This is a genomic window from Massilia sp. WG5, assembly GCF_001412595.2.
Taxonomy (GTDB): Bacteria; Pseudomonadota; Gammaproteobacteria; order Burkholderiales; family Burkholderiaceae_D; genus Telluria.
In genome coordinates this window covers 3,803,237-3,822,105 of the sequence record NZ_CP012640.2, presented here as the reverse complement: position 1 = coordinate 3,822,105, position 18,869 = coordinate 3,803,237, and the positions used below count along the sequence as shown (strand labels likewise).

Below are 18,869 nucleotides of genomic sequence, written 5' to 3'. Positions count from 1 at the left end.
GCCTTATAATGAATCAGATCAACACAGCGAACCATTCATGCGCATGAAAGCATCTTCGAACGGGGCGCCTACCCCGCCGTCTCCGCCAGCACCGAATTCCAACAAGCACAGCACGGGCAAGAGCCCCAAACGCATCCTCCTCACCCTGCTTGCCAGCCTGTTCGGCCTGGCCGTATGCGGCGTGCTGGTGGTGGTGTTCGCGCTGGCGATGGCCTACCCCAACCTGCCCGCCCTCGACACCCTGACCGACTACCGGCCGAAGATGCCGCTGCGGATCTTCACCGCGGACAACGTCCTGATCGGCGAATTCGGCGAGGAGCGCCGCACCCTGGTGCACTTCAAGGACATCCCGGATGTGATGAAGAAGGCGGTGCTGGCGATCGAGGACGACCGCTTCTACGAACACGGCGGCATCGACTACTGGGGCATCCTGCGGGCGGCGCTGCACAACGCCACCGGCGGCGCGCGCCAGGGCGCCTCGACCATTACCCAGCAGGTCGCGCGCAACTTCTTCCTGTCCTCGGAACAGACCCTGAAACGCAAGGCCTATGAAGCGCTGCTGGCCTGGAAGATCGAGAAGAACCTCAGCAAGGACCAGATCCTCGAGGTCTACATGAACCAGATCTACCTGGGCCAGCGCGCGTTCGGCTTCTCGTCGGCGGCCCAGATCTACTTCGGCAAGGACCTGAAGGACATCAGCGTGGCCGAGGCGGCGATGCTGGCCGGCCTGCCGAAGGCGCCGTCGGCCTACAACCCGGTGGTGAACCCGAAGCGCGCGCGCCTGCGCCAGCAGTACATCCTGCTGCGCATGCACCAGCTCGGCTACATCAGCGACGCACAATATGAGACCGCGAAGAACGAGGAACTGAAGATCAAGACCGACAGCACGGCCTTCGGCGTGCATGCCGAGTACGTGGCCGAGATGGCGCGCCAGCTGGTCTACGAGCAGTTCAAGGAAGACACCTACACGCGCGGCCTGAACGTGTTCACCACCATCACCAAGGCCGACCAGGACGCCGCCTACCTGGCGCTGCGCCGCGGCGTGATGGACTACGAACGCCGCCACACCTACCGCGGTCCGGAAAAATACATCGAGATCCCGCAAGCCAAGGGCGAAGCCGACGAAGCCATCGAGGCCGAGCTGGCCGAGCATCCGGATTCGGACGACATCGTCGCCGCCATCGTGCTGCAGGCCTCGCCTTCGCAGGTGACGGCGGTGCTAGCCTCCGGCGAAGAGATCAAGGTCAGCGGTCCGGGCCTGGCGTTCGCACGCGAATGGCTGTCGCCGAAGGCGGCCGAAACCCGCCGCCTGCGCCGCGGCGCGGTGATCCGCGTGACCCAGGACGGCGGCTCGAGCTGGAGCATCACCCAGATGCCGGAAGTGGAATCGGCCTTCGTCGCGGTGAGCCCGGACGATGGCGCAATCAAGGCCCTGATCGGCGGCTTCGACTTCAACCGCAGCAAGTTCAACCACGTGACCCAGGCCTGGCGCCAGCCGGGCTCCTCGTTCAAGCCCTTCATCTATTCGGCCTCGCTGGAGCGCGGCTTTTCGCCGGCGACCCTGATCAACGACGCCCCGATTTCCTTCGATGCCGGCTCGACCGGCGGCCAGGCCTGGGAGCCGAAGAACTACGACGGCAAGTACGAAGGGCCGATGACCATGCGGCGCGGCCTGATGAAGTCGAAGAACATGATCTCGATCCGCATCCTGAACAAGATCGGCGCGCGCTACGGCCAGGAATACGCGACCCGCTTCGGCTTCGACGCCGACAAGAACCCGCCCTACCTGACGCTGGCGCTGGGCGCGGGCGCGACCACGCCGCTGCAGATGGCCGGCGCCTATTCCGTGTTCGCGAACGGCGGCTACCGCGTCATGCCTTACCTGATCTCGAAGGTGACGGACGCCGACGGCAAGGTGCTGTCGGAAGCGCGTCCGGAACGCGCCGGGGTCGACGCCAACCGCGTGATCGACGAGCGCAACGCCTGGCTGATGGACAGCATGCTGCGGGACGTGGCCCGCTCCGGCACCGCCGCCAAGGCGCAGCAGATGCTGAAGCGTCCCGACCTGGCGGGCAAGACCGGCACCACCAACGACTCGATCGACGCCTGGTTCGCCGGCTACCAGCCGCACCTGGTCGGGATCGCCTGGATCGGCTACGACCAGCCGCGCAACCTGGGCAACCGCGAGACCGGCGGCGGCCTGGCGCTGCCGATCTGGATCGGCTTCATGCAGAAGGCGCTGAAGGACGTGCCGGTCGCCGAACGCCAGGTGCCGGCCGGCCTGGTGCAGTACGGCGACGAGTACTACTACGCCGAAAACCCGCCGGGCACCGGGGTGCAGTCGCTGGACGTCGGGGCGCCGCCGCCCGCGGACCAGCAGAAGACGCGCGACGCGGTCCGAAACGAGTTATTCTGACGAAATTGAGTGGATTGAGCGGAAAAGTACCATGAGCATCCAGAATACCTCCAGCACGGCGTTCATCTCGACAGGCATTCCCGGGCTCGACAATGTCCTCGGCGGAGGCCTCACCAGGGACCGGCTGTACCTGGTCGAGGGCGACCCCGGCGCCGGCAAGACCACGCTGGCGCTGCAGTTCCTGGCCGAGGGCGCGGCGCGCGGCGAAACCGTGCTGTACATCACCCTGGCCGAGACCGAAGTCGAACTGCGCGCGGTCGCCGAGGCGCATGGCATGACGCTGGACGGCGTCACGGTGCAGGAAGTGATCCCGGACGAAAGCCTGCTCGATCCGGGCGAACAGTACACGGTGCTGCATCCGTCCGAGGTCGAGCTGGGCGAAACCAACAACATGATCCTCAGGCTGGTCGAGGAACTCAATCCGTCCCGGGTGGTGCTCGATTCGCTGTCCGAACTGCAGCTGCTGTCGGGCAGCCCGCTGCGCTACCGGCGCCACGTGCTGGCGCTCAAGCAGTATTTCGCGAAACGCTCCTGCACCGCCATCTTGCTCGACGACAAGACGTCGGTGCAAGGCGACCAGCAGGTGCGCAGCGTCGCCCACTGCGTGATTTCGCTCCAGCATACGGATTCCGAGTACGGCGCCGAACGGCGCCTGGTGCGGATCCTGAAATACCGCGGGGTGGCGTTCCGCCGCGGCCCGCACGATTACTCGATCGTCACCGGCGGCCTGGTCGTCTATCCGCGCATCGTGGCGGCCGAAAGCCGCGAACTGGGCCGGCGCGCCCAGGTCGGCAGCGGCCTCGCGGCGCTGGACATGCTGCTGGGCGGCGGCATCGAGGAAGGCTCCAGCACCCTGATCTCCGGACCGCCGGGCACCGGCAAGTCCAGCGTCGCGGTGCAGTTCGTGAAGGCGATGACGGACCGCGGCCAGCGCGCCGCCATGTTCCTGTTCGAGGAATCCTTCAATACCCTGCTGAACCGCAGCGAAGGCATCGGGGTCGACCTGCACGCGCCCTATGAAGCCGGGCTGCTGACGGTGCACCAGATCGATCCGGCGGAAATGTCGCCGGGCGAATTCAGCCATGCCGTGTGCGGCGCGGCCGACCAGGGCGCGCGCGTCATCATCATCGACAGCCTGAACGGCTACATGAACGCGATGCCCGAAGCCGGCTTCCTGGCCACCCACCTGCACGAAATCCTCACCTACCTGGGCCAGCGCGGCGTGCTGACCTTCCTGGTCGGCGTCCAGCAGGGCATCGTCGGCAGCACCATGTCGACCGGGATGGACGTCAGCTACCTGGCGGACAATGTCCTGATCCTGCGCTATTTCGAGGCGCAGGGCGCGGTGCAGAAGGCGATTTCCGTGCTCAAGAAGCGCGGCAGCCTCCACGAGACCACCCTCCGCCGGTTCGAGATCACGCACAAGGGCCTCACGGTCGGTCCGGTGCTCAGCAACTTCCAGGGCATCCTGACCGGCGTGCCGACGATCCTGGAAGCCGACCAGGCCCGGGGCAATCCCTTCCCGGCGCCGTGATGCTCGACGGCGGCCCGGAATACCGCATCCTGATTCATGCGCCGGTAGGAAAGGACGCAAGGCTGATCGCCGAACTGTTCGGCCGCGCCGGCATCGACTGCAGCGTATGCGCCGACTCCGGCCAGCTGGTCGGGGAGCTCCGGCGCGGGGCCGGGGCGGTGCTGGTCGGCGACGAGGCGATCACGCCCGAATTCCTGCTCGCCATGGGCCACTTCATCGAGCACCAGCAGGGCTGGTCCGACCTGCCGGTCCTGGTCATGAGCCGGCGCGAGGCCATGTCCTCCGGGCTGCAGCACCGCTACCTGGAACTCGGCAACGTCTCGCTGATCGAGCGGCCGGCGCAGGGCGTGACCCTGGTCAGCGCGGCGCAGTCGGCCCTGCGCGCGCGGCGCCGGCAATACGCGATGCGTGAAGTCGACCAGCGCAAGGACGAGTTCCTGGCCATGCTGGGGCACGAGCTGCGCAACCCGCTGGCGCCGATCCGGGCCGCGTCCGACCTGTTGCGCCTGCCGTCGCTGGGTCCGGACAGGATCCGCCAGACCAGCGAGATCATTTCACGCCAGGTCAAGCACATGACCGGGCTGATCGACGACCTGCTGGACCTGGCGCGGGTCTCGCGCGGCCTGGTCTCGCTCGACGAAACGCTGCTCGACGCCCGCCAGATCGTCACCAGCGCCGTCGAGCAGGTGCGGCCCCTGCTCGACGCACGCCATCACCGCGTGAGCATCGGCATGCCGCCCGGCGCCGCCTTCGTGCACGGCGACCAGAAGCGCCTGGTGCAGATCCTCGCCAACGTCCTGAACAACGCCGCCAAATACACGCCCGAGGGCGGCGAGATCGCCGTGGCCCTGCATACCGATAGCGACACCGTGAGCTATACCGTCAGCGACAACGGCATCGGCATGGCGCAGCAGGTGATCGACCATGTGTTCGACATGTTCGCGCAAGCCGAGCGCAGCTCCGACCGTTCCCAGGGCGGGCTCGGGATCGGCCTGGCGCTGGTGAAGAACCTGGTGGTCCTGCACGGCGGCCAGGTATCGGCGTACAGCGAGGGCATGGGGAAAGGCAGCAGCTTCACGGTGACCCTGCCGCGGGTGGCGGCGCCCGGCCACGAAAACGCGCCCGCGGGACATGGCGCGGCGCCGGCGCAATCGCATGGACTGCGCCTGCTGGTGGTCGACGACAACGACGACGCCGGCCAGATGCTCGGACTCTACCTGGAAAGCGCTGGCTACCGGGTGACGGTGGTGCAGAGCGCGCGCGCGGCGCTGGACAGCGCGCGCACGCAAGCCTACGACGCCTGCCTGCTCGATATCGGCCTGCCGGACATGGACGGCAACGAGCTGGCGCGGCAACTGCGGCAGCTGCCGCACATGGCGCCCGCCACCCTGGTCGCGATTACCGGCTACGGGCAGGAGGCGGACCGGGCCAGGACCGCCGCGGCGGGCTTCGACCGGCATTTCGTCAAGCCGGTCGACATGGAAGCCCTGCTGGGCGTACTCAGCGCAGCTTGACCGGCGCCCCGCCCTGCTGCGTGGCGTAATCCGACAGCGAGGCAAACAGCTCGCTGTCGTCGCGCGTATTGCGCCACTCGTCGCCGACGCGCTTGTAGTGGAAGCCGCCGGCGCGGGCCGCGACCCACATCTCCTGCAGCGGGGCCTGGCTGTTGACGATGATTTTCGAACCGTTGTCGACGAATTCGATCTCCAGCACGTTGCCGCTGCGCTTGCATTCGACGTCGACCACGTCCTGCTCGAACAGGCGATCGAAGGCTTGTTCGATCTCGTTCAGGGTGGCTTCGGCGAGGTCCAAAAATTCGGTTTCGGTCATGCTACACTCCAAGGTCTGCTAATCAAACCGTGATTCTAATCGTGAAGTCCCCATTTGCGCTCCCGGCTTTTGCCGCCGCCTCGCTGCTGCTGCTGTCCGCCTGCGGCCAGCCCGGCCCGCTCTACATGCCCAAGCCGCCCGTGCGTGGCGCCGCAACGGCTCCGGCAAGCCCGGCCGTCCCCGCGCAAACCGCCCCGGTACCGGCCACCACGGTCAGCCCGCCGGCACCCGCCGCGGGCATGAGCCAGCCGCCCGCAGGATCGAATTCCAACAATACGCAAGCTCCCTCTCCTACTTCACCGGTTCCCCAACAGTAATCATGTCGCACTTCTCGTACCAAGACGGCGTCCTGCACGCCGAAAGCGCCCCCTTGTCCGCAATCGCCCAGCAGTTCGGCACCCCGACCTACGTCTATTCGAAAGCCCAGCTGCTGCAGAACTTCCGCGGTTATGCGGCGCCCAGCCAGGGACGTGACGCCCTGGTCTGCTACGCGATGAAGGCGAATTCGAACCTGGCCATCCTCGACATCCTGGCGCGCGAAGGCGCCGGCTTCGACATCGTCTCGGGCGGCGAACTGCTGCGCGTGATCGCCGCCGGCGGCGATCCGGGCAAGGTGATCTTCTCGGGCGTGGGCAAGACCGTGGCCGAGATCGAACTGGCGCTGGAAAAGGGCATCCTGTGCTTCAACGTCGAGTCGATTCCCGAACTGGACCGGATCAACGAAGTCGCCGGCCGCCTCGGCAAGCGCGCGCCGGTGTCGCTGCGCGTGAACCCGAACGTCGATCCGAAGACCCATCCCTACATCGCCACCGGCCTGAAGGCCAGCAAGTTCGGCGTGGCCTTCTCGGATGCGCTGCAGACCTACCGTACCGCGGCCGCCCTGCCGCACCTGGAAGTGGTCGGCATCGACTGCCACATCGGCTCGCAGCTGCTGGACGACGCGCCGCTGCTGGAAGCGCTGGACAAGCTGATCGAACTGATCGACACCCTGGCCCTCGAGGGCATCCACCTGCACCACCTGGACGTGGGCGGCGGCCTGGGCATCGACTACGGCACCGGCGACAACGCCCCGGTGGCGATCGGCGACTACGTCTCGCGCGTGTTCGCGCGCGTGGATGCCTGGCGCGCCGAGAAGCACGATGGCAAGCCGATCAAGGTCATCTTCGAACCGGGCCGCTCGATCGTCGGCAATACCGGCGTGCTGCTGATGTCGGTCGAATTCCTGAAGCCGGGCGAAGAAAAGAACTTCTGCGTGATCGACGCCGCCATGAACGACATGGCGCGCCCGGCACTGTACCAGGCCTGGATGGACGTCAAGCCCGTCAGCCCGCGCGACGGCGCCGCCGTGAAATACGACCTGGTGGGTCCGGTCTGCGAATCGGGCGACTGGCTGGCGCGTGACCGCGAACTGGCGGTCGAGCCGGGCGACGTGCTGGCCATGATGGCCGCCGGCGCCTACGGCTTCACCATGGCCTCGAACTACAACACCCGCGGCCGCGCGGCCGAGGTGCTGGTCGACGGCGACCGGGTCCACCTGATCCGCCGCCGCGAGACCCCGGCCGAGCTGTTCGCGCTGGAAACCATCGTCAGGTAAGCAGCACGCGCGGGCCGGACTGCTTCAGTGCCGGCCCCTCCAGCCGCCGCGGTAGCCGCCCCAGCCACGCCCGCCGTGGTAGTCATGCTCGTAGAAGCCGAAACTGAGCGATAGCGGCGGACCGACATAGGTCGGGTAGCCGTAGGAATAGGGTTGGTAATACCCAGGCGCCGTGTCGTAGGCCGAATACCCGTAGGCCGAATACGGCGCTGCATAGGGCGGTGCATACACGCACCCCGACAGGCCGACGCCTGCCGCCAGCGAAAGAATCAGGCGTTTCGCCGCGCCTTGTTTTCGGGTTTCCATCTTGACGCCCTCATGTGTCGTCTTACTTGATTCTAGGCTAGAGGACGCTCTTTACAACTGGTGTTACATGCGCGTTACATACCGGCCGAGCTAGCCGGATGAGCTTGCAGCACTGCAGCGCAGCAGGCGCCGCACGCAGTCCCCCACCGCCGCGTGCAGCTCGGGAGGGTGGCGGATCTCGAAATCGAAGGGCATGCCGGCCAGCTGGCGGGCGAACCAGTCCAGTTCGTCGGACTGGTTGTGGACCACCACGCCCTCGGCGGTGTCGACCAGCACCCCGGCTTCGGCGAACAGGTGCGCACGCGCCGAGACGAGGTCGGTCTTCAGCAGCACCTCGATCGTGAAGGCACGCGGCAAGGTGGCCAGCGACTGCACCAGGTGGGCCATCGGATCGAAGCCTGCCGGGCGCTCGAAATGCTCGTCGAGCGGCTCGACCGCCGCCACGCGGTCCAGCCGGAAGCTGCGCAGTTCGCGCCGCAGGTGGCACATCCCGGCCGCGTACCAGCGCCCATGGCGGAAGGCCACGCCGAAGGGGTCGAAGCGGCGCACCGATGCCGCGCCGTCCTGGTTCCGGTAATGCAGCACCACCCGCCGGCAGGCCTGGGCGGCGCCGGTCAGCGCCACCAGTGCGCGGTTGCTGGATCCCGCCGCCGCCGCACTCCCCGCCTCCAGCCTCACCGTTTCGTCGACGGCGCGCACGCGTTGCTTCAGCTGGTCCGGCATGACGCGCTCCAGCTTGGCCTGTGCGCTGGCCACCGCGGGCGCCGCTTCGGCCAGGCCGAGCCCGCGTGCAGCGAGCAGGCCCAGCGACAGCGCCAGCGTCTCGTCCTCCGTGAACATCATCGGCGGCAGCTTGAAGCCGGGCATCAGCGCATAGCCACCTGCGCGGCCGCGTTCCGCGGTAATCGGGATGCCGATGTCCTCCAGCTTGCCCACATAGCGGCGCAAGGTGCGGCGGTCCACGCCGAGCCGCGGCGCCAGCTCGGCCCCGCTCATGCGGCCATGGGTCTGCAGCAGCTCCAGCAGGGCGAGAACGCGTGTGGTCGGACGGTACATAGGACCGATTATGACCTATATGGCGCTTACGCTGCCATTTTGAGCATGGAGGCAAACGTGAACGCGACGACGACGCTGTGGCTGTATTTTGTGCTGGTGCTTGGCATCATCGCCCTGCCCGGGCTCGACATGGCCTATGTGCTGGCCAACGCACTGCTAGGGGGCCGCGGCGCCGGACTGGCCGCGGTGGCGGGCATCGTCGCCGGTGGGGTCTGCCATATCGCGATGGGTGCGCTCGGCGTGGCCGCCATCGTGCGACTGTGGCCGGCGCTGTTCAACCTGCTGCTGGTCGCGGGCGCCGCCTATATCGGCTGGATCGGCTGGCAGCTGATGCGCGCCGGCGCGACCACGCTGGAGCTGCGTACGGATACGCCGCGACGGCCTGCCTCGTCCGTGTTCCTGAAAGGGATGGTGACCTGCCTGCTGAATCCGAAAGCCTATGTGTTCATGCTGGCGGTCTTCCCGCAATTCCTCAAGCCGGCCCAGGGACCGATCTGGCCGCAGGCTGCCGCACTCGGCCTGATCACGGCCGGCACCCAGGCCGGCGTGTATGGCGGCGTCGCCCTGCTGGCGCACAGGGCCGGCGGCTCGCTCGGCGCCAGCGGACTCGCCACGCGTGCGGTCGGCGTGCTGCTGGTCGGCACCGGCATCGTCACCGTGCTGCAAGGGTGGCAGGCATGAACCACCTTGTTTCCGGCGCGGCGGCCGACGGCGCGTTCACGGGTGCGCCAGGCCTCAATGCCCGCCATGACCGCCGCCATGGCCTCCACCATGAGCGCTGCCGTGACCGCCCCAGCCGTGTCCTCCCCAGCCGTGTCCGCCCCATCCATGGCCGCCGTGGTAGCCGTAGTAGCCGAAGCTGAAGGAGATCGGCGGCCCGACATAGGTCGGGTAGCCGTAATAATAGGGGTAGTAATACGGGTAGTAATACGGATAGTAGTAAGGGTAATAGCCGGGGTAGTAGGAATAGCTCGGCGTGGCCGTGGAGGTGCCCGTGCTGCCCGTGCTGCCCGTGCTGCTCGCGGTGGCCGACGTGGCCTCGGACGTGTCGCCCGGCGCGGCGCGGTAGATCGCATACGGCGGCGGCGGGTAGTAATAGCAGCCCGACAGGGCTGCGGCGCCCAGCGCAAGCATCAGGCGTTTCGCCATTCCTTTTTCGTGGGTATCCATGCCAGCCCCCGTGTGCCATCCTCATTTGATTCTAGGCCACGGGGAGCCGTTTGCAATGGTGTGCCTGTCAATCCCGCCCGCGCGAACGGTCTTCGGGCCAGGCCTGCCGCGCGCAGGCGACGGCCTGCTCGTTCCAGCGGCCGTCCAGCACCAGGCAGCGGTCGACCGAGGAGCCAGTGTGGAAGCGCGACACCGCCAGCACCAGCACGAGAACCAGTGCCAGCAGCAGGCCGAGGGCGGTAGGTCCCTTCATCACGTCAGGAACGGACGGATCCGGTTGAGGTGAGTTGACGCGTACGGCTCCAGCTCCAGTACGCACGCAGGCCGAGCAGCACGGCGACGACCGTGCCCCAGACGATGGGCTGCTCGAAGTTGTGCTTGCCGGCCTTCATCCACCAGTAATGCAGGATCGCCAGCGGCGCGATCAGGTAGATCAGGCGGTGCAATTGGGACCAGCGCCGGCCGAGGCGCTTGATCATGGCATTGGTGCTGGTCGCGGCCAGCGGCAGCAGCAGGACGAAGGCGATGAAGCCGACCGTGATGAAGGGGCGCTTCAGCACGTCCTTCCACATCGCGCCGAAGTCGAAGCGGTGGTCGGCCCACAGGAAGGTCAGGAAGTGCATCAGGGCATAGAAGAAGGTGTAGAGGCCCAGCATGCGCCGCAGGCGGACCAGCCAGTTCCAGCCGGTGAAGCGGCGCAGCGGCGTGATGGCCAGGGTCGCGCACAGCAGGTACAGGGCCCAGTCGCCGGTGCCGTGGGTGACGAACTCGACCGGGTCGACCGGCACCTGCTGGACGGTCAGCCAGACGATACGCGCGAACGGCAGCAGCGCCAGCACGAACACCGCGCTCTTGATCGCGGCGAGCTGCTTGGGCGCTGGGCCGACGGCGGGTCGTGGGGGCGCGTTCTTGGTCATCGGGCCTCGTCAGAAGTACTTCTTCAGGTCCATCCCACTATACAGGGACGCCACCTGGTCATAGCCGTTGAACATCAGGGTCTTGCGCTTCGGCGCAAAGAAGCCGCCCTCGCCGATGCGGCGCTCGCTGGCCTGCGACCAGCGCGGGTGGTCGACGTTCGGGTTCACGTTCGAATAGAAGCCGTACTCCTCGGGCGCGACCGTGTTCCAGGCGGTGCGCGGCTGGTCGCGCACGAAGCGGATGCGGACGATCGACTTGGCCGACTTGAAGCCGTACTTCCAGGGCACGATCACGCGCACCGGCGCGCCGTTCTGGTTCGGCAGCACCTGGCCGTACATGCCCACCGTGAGCAGGGTCAGCGGGTGCATGGCTTCGTCCATGCGCAGGCCTTCGACGTAGGGCCATTCCAGCACCCGGCTGCCGACGCCCGGCATCTGGCGCTTGTCGGCCAGGGTCGTGAATTCGACGTACTTGGCATTTCCGGTCGGCTCGACCTGCCTGATCAGGTTCGCCAGCGAATAGCCGACCCAGGGGATCACCATCGACCAGCCTTCGACGCAGCGCAGCCGGTAGATGCGTTCTTCCAGCGGCGCCAGCTTGGTGAGGCGGTCGATGTCGAGGGTCAGCGGCTTTTTGACTTCGCCATCGATCTGCACCGTCCACGGCCGCGTGCGCAGGGTATGCGCGTTCTGCGCCGGGTCGGACTTGTCGGTGCCGAATTCGTAGTAGTTGTTGTAGTGGGTCGCGTCCTCGAAGGAGGTCTGCTTTTCCGTGGTCGAGAAGGCGGCGTTGCGGGCGGCGGCCAGTTTTTGCGCGGGGCTCCCTTGCGCGAAGGCTTCGCGATTGGCGAGTTCCCACAGCGAGGAGCCCAGCGCGGCGGTGGCGGCAATCTGCGCGATGAACTTGCGCCTGCCTTCATAGACTTCGCGCGGCGTAATTTCAGATGGGAACGGCAAGTCGATACCGTTCGGGTTTCGTTTGATCAGCATGGCTGGCTCCACTGGGCATGTGCGGCCACGAAATGCGCCGCACATAGCAACCTTACACCATCTGTTCCCGGCAGGCTGTTACCGTAGAGCCTTCTGACAAATTTGTAATCGGGCTGTCATGTCAAAGCTTGCCGTACGAGTGGAGACCGGACAGGAACATGTTCACGCCCAGGAAGGCGAAGGTGGTCACCACCAGGCCGATCAGCGCCCACCAGGCGGCGGCGCGGCCGCGCAGGCCGGACATCAGGCGCATGTGCAGCCAGGCCGCGTAGTTCAGCCAGACGATCAGGGCCCAGGTTTCTTTCGGGTCCCAGGACCAGTAGCCACCCCAGGCCTCGGCCGCCCACAGTGCGCCGAGGATGGTCGCCACCGTGAAGAAGGCGAAGCCGACCGAGATCGACTTGTACATCACGTCGTCCAGCACTTCGAGCGAGGGCAGGCGGTCGGCCAGGATGCCGTGCGACTTCAGCAGATAGGCGCTGCCGACCATGGCCGCCAGCGCGAAGGTGCCGTAGCCGATGAAGTTGGCGGGCACGTGGATCTTCATCCACCAGCTCTGCAGGGCCGGCACCAGCGGCTGGATCTCGGCGGCGTCGCGCGCCACCGTGTACCACAGCAGGAAGCCGACCGCGGCCGAGATCACCAGCAGCACGAAGGGGCCGAGCTGGCGGGTGGCGTAGCGCTGTTCGTAGTACAGGTAGAACAGCGCCGTGATCATCGAGAACAGGATGAAGACTTCGTACAGGTTCGACACCGGGATGTGGCCGACGTCGCTGCCGATCAGGTAGGACTCGTACCAGCGCACCATCATGCCGGTAAAGCCCAGCACCACGGCGGCCCAGCACAGCTTGGAGCCGACGCTGGCGCCGAACGGCGACCTGGCCGCCAGGCCGATCCAGTAGAACACGGTCGAGAACACGAACAGCGCGCTCATCCACAGGATCGCGGACTGGCTCGACAGCATGTACTTGAGGAAGAATTTCTGGTTGGCGGCATCGAGCGCGCCGCCGTACAGCGACACGCCCCACAGCGACAGCACGGCGATCAGGGGGATCAGCCAGCGCACCGGCTTCCAGTGCCAGCCCAGCAGGGCGAAGGTGGGCGCGGCCAGCACCAGGATCGCCTGTTCGTAGACGTCCATGAAGCTGCCGAAGCGCTGCAGCGCGAACAGCGCGGCCGCCAGCAGGCCGGCGCCGTACAGCCAGTCGATCGCGCCCAGGCGCTTGAAGAAGCCCGGCGGTTGCGTATAAGCCGCCTGCGAGGCCGGCGACGACGGGGTGCTGCGGGGTTGGGTTGCTTGCGACATGGGTTCTCTCTCCGATTCCAGCCCTAGCTTACGCCGATTTCCGGCGCTTGCGGCAACCTGGTCTTCAAATCATCGAACTCGCGCTCGAAGTCGAGCGTCTTGCGCTGGGTGCTCATCGCCATCAGGGCGTGCGCATCGCCATCCTGCTCCTTCACCCAGACCCAGATGCGGCGCTCGCGGATGTAGAACATCGAGAAGATGCCCAGCACCAGCAGCAGGCAGCCCAGGTAGACCACTTTCTTGCCCGGCGAACGCGTCACCTGCAGCACCGAGGCCTTCACTTCGGTGAAATCCTCGAGCGACAGGTAGACCGGCGCCCCGTAGAAGAAACTGTCCGACAAGGCATTCGTCGCCAGTTGCAGGAAGCGGCCGTGGGCCTCGGTCGGCGCCACCGGCGGCTCGCCGGCGCGCGCATGGGCAGCCTGCCACAGCTCCCACATGGCGCCGTTGAGCATCTTCATGAACACATTGGCGGCCTTTTCCTGCTCGGCGGCCGGAATGCGCTCCAGGAATTGCGAGACCGCCAGGTAGCCGCCATTGCTGTTTCCGGCGTGCCGGCCTTCGCCGTCGCCGGCAAAGATCGCCAGGGTCTTGGCGGCCGATTCCTGCAGCTGGCGCGCCAGCGCAGGATCGTCTTTCGTCTGCGGCATGGCGCGCTCGGCATAGCGGCGCGCGGCTTCTTCGCGCAGGGAAGCGTCTTCCAGCGCGGCGCGCAGGCGCATCCATTCGCGCACGCTGTGCTGGTCGTCCGACGGAATGCGCAGGTAGCTGAAGGGGTCGCTCGGATTGGCGCGCACGCCGGCCAGGTAGACCTCGGCCCCTTCGAGCGTCACCGGCTGCATGTAGTTCATGAACTCGCGCGCCTGGCCGGTGCGGTCGCGCAGCTTGTACTGCACGCTGGGGCCGACGTTTTTCAGGTCCTTGTTGTTGGCGTTCTTGGCGGCCGAGCCCGTATGTTGGGACAGCGTTCGCGCGAACTGCTGCTCGAGCGACTCGCCCTTCTTGACGTCGCGCGTGTCCTGGCCTTCCTTCTGGTTGGCGGTGGTGTTCTCGACGTTGAAGGCGCGGAAGCCCGACCACTCGACGGTGTAGGGCTCGCTCCCCTGTTTCAGCTCGGTCGCGTTGCCGACTTCGCCATCGAGCGGGAAGGCCTTGTCGGACGCGCCCGTCATCGGGTAGCCGGTGAGCTTCAGTTTGCTGCCGCCATCCTCGATGCCGGACTGGTAGATGGCCACGCCGCGGTAGATCAGCGGCTGGTTCACCTTGATACTGGCCGGGAAGGTCTTGCCGGTCTCGTGATCGCGGATCGTGACCTCGCTGGCGAACAGCTTGGGCATGCCGGTCGAGTAGAAGTCGACGATGAACTTGTTCAGGTGGATCGTGAACGGCAGTTCCTGGATCAGCACGCCCTCCGACTGCGGCAGGATGGCAGTCGCGCTGCTCTGCCCTTCCGGGATCATGGTGTTGCCGCGGAAGCTGGGATTGCCGAGACCGAGGCGATGCTGGGGCGGAATCTGCGCGATCAGACCGCCGCCCGTATACGGTGTCTTGCCCATGAACCATTGCTGAAAGCGGATGGGCAGGTCGGAATCGAGCAGGCCGCCCAGCAGGATGATGACGATCGCCGAGTGCGCGAAGATATAGCCGAACTTGTTGGCGGCGCCCTTCTTGGCCGCCACCAGCACGCCGTTCGGCTTGTCGACCAGCTTGACGCGGTAGCCGGCATTGCCGAGGCGCTGGGCGGTCCGGCTGGCCAGCGCCACCGCGCTGCCCGGCGTGGTCCAGGCGCTCTTGTGGTGGAAGTTGCGCAGCGATTCCTCGCGCACGCTTTCCCTCCAGCTGCGCATGTCGCGCAGCATCTTAGGCGCATTGCGCGCGATGCACAGGCTGGTGGAGAGGATCAGGATCGCCAGCATCAGCAGGAACCACCAGGCGCTGTAGACGGTGTACAGGCCCAGCTTGCGGAAGATCTCGAACCAGAACGGGCCGAACTGGTTGACGTAGTCCGGCGCCGCCTTGTTCTGCTGCATGACCGTGCCGATGATGGCGGCGATCGCCAGCATCACCAGCAGGGCGATGGCGAAGCGCATCGACGACACCAGCTCGACCGCCTCGGCGAGGCCGCGGCGGCGCGTTTTCAGTTCAATTCCGGTGGTGCTCATCGATTCCTGGCGGGCACAAAGGCCCGATTTTACTTCAGGCCGGCGATGTAGTCGGCAACGGCTTTCATTTCCTCGTCCGACATGCGCTTGGCCAGTGCGCCCATCTGCGGGCTGTTGTTGCGCGCACCGGTCTTGAAGGCCTGCAGCTGGGTGAAGGTGTAATCCTGGTGCTGGCCTGCCAGGCGCGGATACTGGGCCGGGATGCCGGAACCGGTGGCGCCGTGGCAGCTGGCGCAGGCGGCCACGCCGCGGTCGGCGATGCCGCCGCGATAGATCTTGCGGCCCAGTTCGATGGTGTCCTTGTTGCGCGCCGCGCCCTGCTTGGGCTGCTGGGTCGAGAGCCAGGCGGCGATATTCGTTTTCTCTTCGTCGCTCAGCATCTTGGCGTAGGTGGTCATCACCGGCTGCTGGCGGTTCGGGGTCGTGAAGTCGACCAGTTGCTTGTGGATGTAGGCTTCGGCCTGGCCGGCGAGCTTGGGATTGGCGACGATGGTGGAGTTGCCGTTGGCGCCATGGCAGGAGGCGCAGGCCGGGATGCCGCGTGCGTTGTCGCCGGTGTCGTACAGGGAACCGCCCTTGGCAGGATCGGCTTTTACTGCGGCGCCATGGGCCGCGTCGGCTGCCGAGGCGCTACCGGCGAATGCCAGGGTCGCGAGCAGCAAGGACTTTACGATTGCCGCGCCGGCGGCCGGGGGAAACACACGATTCATTCAAGCACCCTGAAAAAATTAACAATAATTCTTGCGTACAGTGCAGCGGCCATGCTCGTGTCCTGCCATCGAAGCGCCTCGAGCGCTGTTAGCGCCAACGACAGGTAACTCCCTATTGTACAATAGCTTTGTTTCCGAACCGCCTCTTTTGTTGTCTTTTTCGCTTCAAGCAAGCGCCCCCACCCATGTCCAAACTCTGGCAAGCCCGCTTCTTCTCGACCGTCAACCAGCTGCGCGACCTGCCGCGCACGCAGGTGCCGGAAATCGCCTTCGCCGGACGCTCCAACGCGGGTAAATCCACGGCGATCAACATCCTGACCAACCAGAAGGGTCTCGCCTTCGCCTCCAAGACGCCGGGTCGCACCCAGCACATCAACTTCTTCTCGATCGGCGGCGCCCACGTGGCCATGCACCGCAAGGACCCGACCAAGGTCGACGAGATCCAGGCCCTGCTGGTCGACCTGCCCGGCTACGGCTATGCGGAAGTGTCGGGCGACGCCAAGCTGCACTGGCAGCGCCTGCTGGGCGACTACGTGCAGCGCCGCGAACAGCTGGCGGCCCTGGTCCTGATCATGGATTCGCGCCGTCCGTTCACCGAGCTGGACATCCAGATGCTGGAATGGTTCGCCCCGACCGGCAAGCCGATCCACTGTATCCTGACCAAGGTCGACAAGCTGAACCGCAACGAATCGACCAATGCGCTGCGCCAGGCCCGTCAGGTGCTCGACAGCTACGTGGACGAGGATGGCAATGGCTTCCCCTTCACCGTGCAGCTGTTCTCGGCCCTGAAGCGCGTCGGCATCGAAGAAGCGAACGACAAGATCATCGAACTGCTGGGCCTGCAAGACGACGAAGAGGACGAGGCCCCGCAGGACGCTCCGCTCTGAACCTCTGTTCTTAACTATTTCCGAGGGCAAGATATGCCGATCATTACGCCTAGCCAGTACCCTGCCGTGCGCATGCGCCGCATGCGCCGCGACCCGTTCTCGCGCGCCCTGATGCGCGAAAACACCGTCACCGCCTCCGACCTGATCTACCCCGTGTTCATCCTCGACGGGCAGAACCAGCGCCAGCAGGTGGCCTCGATGCCGGGCGTGGAACGCGTCTCGGTCGACCTGCTGATGAAGGTCGCGGAAGAATGCGTCAGCCTCGGCATTCCGGTGCTGGCCCTGTTCCCGATGGTGGACGCCTCGCTGAAGACCTACGACGGCGTGGAAGCGACCAATCCGGAAGGCCTGATCCCGCGTGCCGTCCGTGAACTCAAGCGCAACTTCCCGCAGCTGGGCATCATGACCGACGTCGCGCTCGACCCCTACACGACCCACGGCCAGGACGGCCTGCCGGACGAGAACGGCTACATCGTCAACGAAAAGACGATCGCCATGCTGACCCGCCAGGCCATGGCCCAGGCCGAAGCCGGCGTCGACATCATCGCGCCCTCGGACATGATGGACGGCCGCATCGGCGCGATCCGCATGGCGCTGGAAGAAAAGGAATTCATCCACACCCGCATCATGGCCTATTCGGCCAAGTACGCCTCGGGCTACTACGGTCCCTTCCGCGATGCGGTGGGCTCGGCCGCGAACCTGGGCAAGGCCGACAAGAACACCTACCAGATGGACCCCGCCAACAGCGACGAAGCCCTGCGCGAAGTGGCGCTGGACATCGCCGAAGGCGCCGACATGGTGATGGTCAAGCCCGGCATGCCCTACCTGGACGTGGTGCGCCGCGTGAAGGACGAGTTCAAGGTGCCGACCTTCGCCTACCAGGTCAGCGGCGAATATGCGATGCTGCAGGCGGCTTTCCAGAATGGCTGGCTGGATCCGGACAAGATCGTCCTGGAAACCATGATGTCCTTCAAGCGCGCCGGCGCCGATGGCGTGCTGACGTATTTTGCGCTGGACGTGGCGCGCAGGCTGAAGGCGATGGCCTGATCGGCTTCTGCTTCGGCAATGAAAAACCGCGCCTCGGCGCGGTTTTTTCTTGCCTGCCCTGGATTACTTCGGTGGTTTGTAATCCGGGAACATTTCCTTGTACAGGAAGGCGGTCAGTTCCTGCGTGTCCTGCGGCCTTGCCGACAGGGTCACCACCTTGTTCAGGCGGTGCGAATCCCACTCGAAGTCGCCGTTCTTTTCCTTGCGGATCAGCTCGATCATCTTCTTGACGATCGCCGTTTCGATGTCCGGATCGCTGCCGCGCTCGACCGTCACGGCGGTCAGCCAGCGGCGCTTGAAGTTCGGGTTCCAGCCGCGGAATTTCAGGTCGGCATGGCTGAAGGTCTTGTTGGTGACGCTGAACACGCCGCCGGTCTCGTTCGGATCCTGGCCGCCGCGGCCGTTGATGGCGGCGATGTTGGCCATCGCGTTACGCATGCCGCGCTGGGCGTCGCTTTCCTCGGCCGGTTGCTCGCTGCGGGCGCCGCGCGCCTGACGGCGCTTTTCGATGAAGGCGGCCATGTCGGTTTCGTCCGGCTGCAGCTTGGTTTCTTCCTTCGGCTGCGGTTTGGGCTGCTCGACCGGCTTTTCGTTCGGCAAGGTGATCGTGTTCGGCAGGCGCGGCACCACGATGCGCGGCTGCGTGAACTTCGGCATCGGTGGCGGGGTGCTCGCGCTCTGCTTCGGCGCCGCCTGCGCGGCCTGCGGGGTCGGTTTGCTCGGTTTCAGCGGCGGCAGCCAGACGACGGCTTCGCCGCGCTTGGGCGGCGCATGGTGCTCGGCCTTCGGCTGGAACAGCCAGATCCCGACCATCAGCAGGTGCAGGGCGACGGTGACGATCAGGCCGGTACGGTTCGGCCCGCTTTTACCGTAAGTTGCTACTTTCCGCCCAGGCAGCACCTGACCGCAATGTGCGCAGACATCGCTGTCCTCCAGAGGGATAT

Annotated in this window: 19 protein-coding genes; 8 read left to right on the top strand and 11 right to left on the bottom strand. The window is 66.1% G+C overall.

The window, feature by feature from the left end; genetic code table 11:
* Nucleotides 1-43: 43 nt before the first annotated feature.
* From AM586_RS17105 to AM586_RS17095, 3 genes are read left to right on the top strand one after another with little or no spacing between them, the layout of a single operon-like run.
* Complete coding sequence (locus AM586_RS17105; RefSeq protein ID WP_047826135.1) at nucleotides 44-2,416, top strand: penicillin-binding protein 1A; 2,373 nt, start codon at nucleotides 44-46, stop codon at nucleotides 2,414-2,416.
* A 31-nt stretch (nucleotides 2,417-2,447) separates the two neighbouring features.
* Complete coding sequence (locus tag AM586_RS17100) at nucleotides 2,448-3,950, top strand: ATPase domain-containing protein (protein WP_060566620.1); 1,503 nt, start codon at nucleotides 2,448-2,450, stop codon at nucleotides 3,948-3,950.
* Entirely contained in the window at nucleotides 3,950-5,464 is a 1,515-nt protein-coding gene (locus tag AM586_RS17095) for an ATP-binding protein (protein WP_047826086.1), read from the top strand. The genes AM586_RS17100 and AM586_RS17095 overlap by 1 nt, the downstream gene beginning before the upstream one ends.
* On the opposite strand, the gene cyaY is transcribed toward AM586_RS17095, so the two are convergent.
* Nucleotides 5,451-5,780: an iron donor protein CyaY gene (gene cyaY / locus AM586_RS17090; protein ID WP_047826087.1), complete on the bottom strand. Its 330-nt coding sequence runs from the start codon at nucleotides 5,778-5,780 to the stop codon at nucleotides 5,451-5,453. The two genes, AM586_RS17095 and cyaY, sit on opposite strands and share 14 nt — an antisense overlap.
* A 29-nt stretch (nucleotides 5,781-5,809) precedes the next feature.
* On the opposite strand from cyaY, the gene AM586_RS29285 reads away from it, so the two are divergent.
* Nucleotides 5,810-6,097 (top strand): lipoprotein, encoded by a 288-nt coding sequence (locus tag AM586_RS29285; protein ID WP_373995236.1) that lies wholly within the window; start codon nucleotides 5,810-5,812, stop codon nucleotides 6,095-6,097.
* Nucleotides 6,098-6,099: 2 nt separating this feature from the next.
* Nucleotides 6,100-7,374: a diaminopimelate decarboxylase gene (gene lysA, locus AM586_RS17080; RefSeq protein ID WP_047826088.1), complete on the top strand. Its 1,275-nt coding sequence runs from the start codon at nucleotides 6,100-6,102 to the stop codon at nucleotides 7,372-7,374.
* A 24-nt stretch (nucleotides 7,375-7,398) separates the two neighbouring features.
* Here lysA and AM586_RS17075 read toward each other — a convergent pair whose 3' ends face one another.
* Both AM586_RS17075 and AM586_RS17070 read right to left on the bottom strand, forming a co-directional pair.
* The gene (locus tag AM586_RS17075; protein WP_047826089.1) at nucleotides 7,399-7,680 is read right to left on the bottom strand and encodes a hypothetical protein; all 282 of its coding nucleotides are present in this window, start codon (nucleotides 7,678-7,680) and stop codon (nucleotides 7,399-7,401) included.
* Between the two features lie 90 nt (nucleotides 7,681-7,770).
* The gene (locus AM586_RS17070) at nucleotides 7,771-8,736 is read right to left on the bottom strand and encodes a YafY family protein (RefSeq protein ID WP_047826090.1); all 966 of its coding nucleotides are present in this window, start codon (nucleotides 8,734-8,736) and stop codon (nucleotides 7,771-7,773) included.
* 57 nt (nucleotides 8,737-8,793) lie between these two features.
* On the opposite strand from AM586_RS17070, the gene AM586_RS17065 reads away from it, so the two are divergent.
* Nucleotides 8,794-9,417 carry a LysE family translocator gene (locus tag AM586_RS17065; protein ID WP_229411236.1) on the top strand — a complete coding sequence of 208 codons (624 nt, stop codon included), beginning with the start codon at nucleotides 8,794-8,796 and terminating at the stop codon, nucleotides 9,415-9,417.
* Nucleotides 9,418-9,471: 54 nt separating this feature from the next.
* Here AM586_RS17065 and AM586_RS17060 read toward each other — a convergent pair whose 3' ends face one another.
* From AM586_RS17060 to AM586_RS17030, 7 genes are all read right to left on the bottom strand, one after another.
* Nucleotides 9,472-9,906, bottom strand: a complete 435-nt coding sequence (locus tag AM586_RS17060; protein ID WP_047826092.1) for a hypothetical protein — start codon at nucleotides 9,904-9,906, stop codon at nucleotides 9,472-9,474.
* A 67-nt stretch (nucleotides 9,907-9,973) separates the two neighbouring features.
* Nucleotides 9,974-10,159, bottom strand: coding sequence for a hypothetical protein (locus AM586_RS17055; protein WP_047826093.1), 186 nt, complete (start codon nucleotides 10,157-10,159; stop codon nucleotides 9,974-9,976).
* Between the two features lie 4 nt (nucleotides 10,160-10,163).
* Nucleotides 10,164-10,823, bottom strand: coding sequence for a sulfite oxidase heme-binding subunit YedZ (locus AM586_RS17050; RefSeq protein WP_047826094.1), 660 nt, complete (start codon nucleotides 10,821-10,823; stop codon nucleotides 10,164-10,166).
* 9 nt (nucleotides 10,824-10,832) lie between these two features.
* Nucleotides 10,833-11,813 (bottom strand): protein-methionine-sulfoxide reductase catalytic subunit MsrP, encoded by a 981-nt coding sequence (gene msrP / locus AM586_RS17045; protein ID WP_047826095.1) that lies wholly within the window; start codon nucleotides 11,811-11,813, stop codon nucleotides 10,833-10,835.
* A 121-nt stretch (nucleotides 11,814-11,934) separates the two neighbouring features.
* On the bottom strand, nucleotides 11,935-13,119 hold the full coding sequence (gene ccsB, locus AM586_RS17040) for a c-type cytochrome biogenesis protein CcsB (RefSeq protein WP_047826096.1): 1,185 nt from the start codon (nucleotides 13,117-13,119) through the stop codon (nucleotides 11,935-11,937).
* A 23-nt stretch (nucleotides 13,120-13,142) separates the two neighbouring features.
* Nucleotides 13,143-15,281 (bottom strand): cytochrome c biogenesis protein ResB, encoded by a 2,139-nt coding sequence (locus tag AM586_RS17035; protein WP_047826097.1) that lies wholly within the window; start codon nucleotides 15,279-15,281, stop codon nucleotides 13,143-13,145.
* A gap of 29 nt (nucleotides 15,282-15,310) precedes the next feature.
* Nucleotides 15,311-15,991 carry a cytochrome c gene (locus AM586_RS17030; protein ID WP_047826098.1) on the bottom strand — a complete coding sequence of 227 codons (681 nt, stop codon included), beginning with the start codon at nucleotides 15,989-15,991 and terminating at the stop codon, nucleotides 15,311-15,313.
* Nucleotides 15,992-16,176: 185 nt separating this feature from the next.
* Between AM586_RS17030 and yihA the strand changes: the two genes are divergently transcribed.
* Together yihA and hemB are read left to right on the top strand one after the other, a co-directional pair.
* Entirely contained in the window at nucleotides 16,177-16,878 is a 702-nt protein-coding gene (gene yihA / locus AM586_RS17025) for a ribosome biogenesis GTP-binding protein YihA/YsxC (RefSeq protein WP_047826099.1), read from the top strand.
* A 33-nt stretch (nucleotides 16,879-16,911) separates the two neighbouring features.
* Nucleotides 16,912-17,925, top strand: a complete 1,014-nt coding sequence (gene hemB / locus AM586_RS17020) for a porphobilinogen synthase (protein WP_047826100.1) — start codon at nucleotides 16,912-16,914, stop codon at nucleotides 17,923-17,925.
* A gap of 63 nt (nucleotides 17,926-17,988) precedes the next feature.
* Here hemB and AM586_RS17015 read toward each other — a convergent pair whose 3' ends face one another.
* A complete protein-coding gene (locus tag AM586_RS17015) occupies nucleotides 17,989-18,825 on the bottom strand; it encodes a hypothetical protein (protein WP_229411238.1) in 837 nt (278 codons plus the stop codon).
* Nucleotides 18,826-18,869 lie beyond the last annotated feature (44 nt).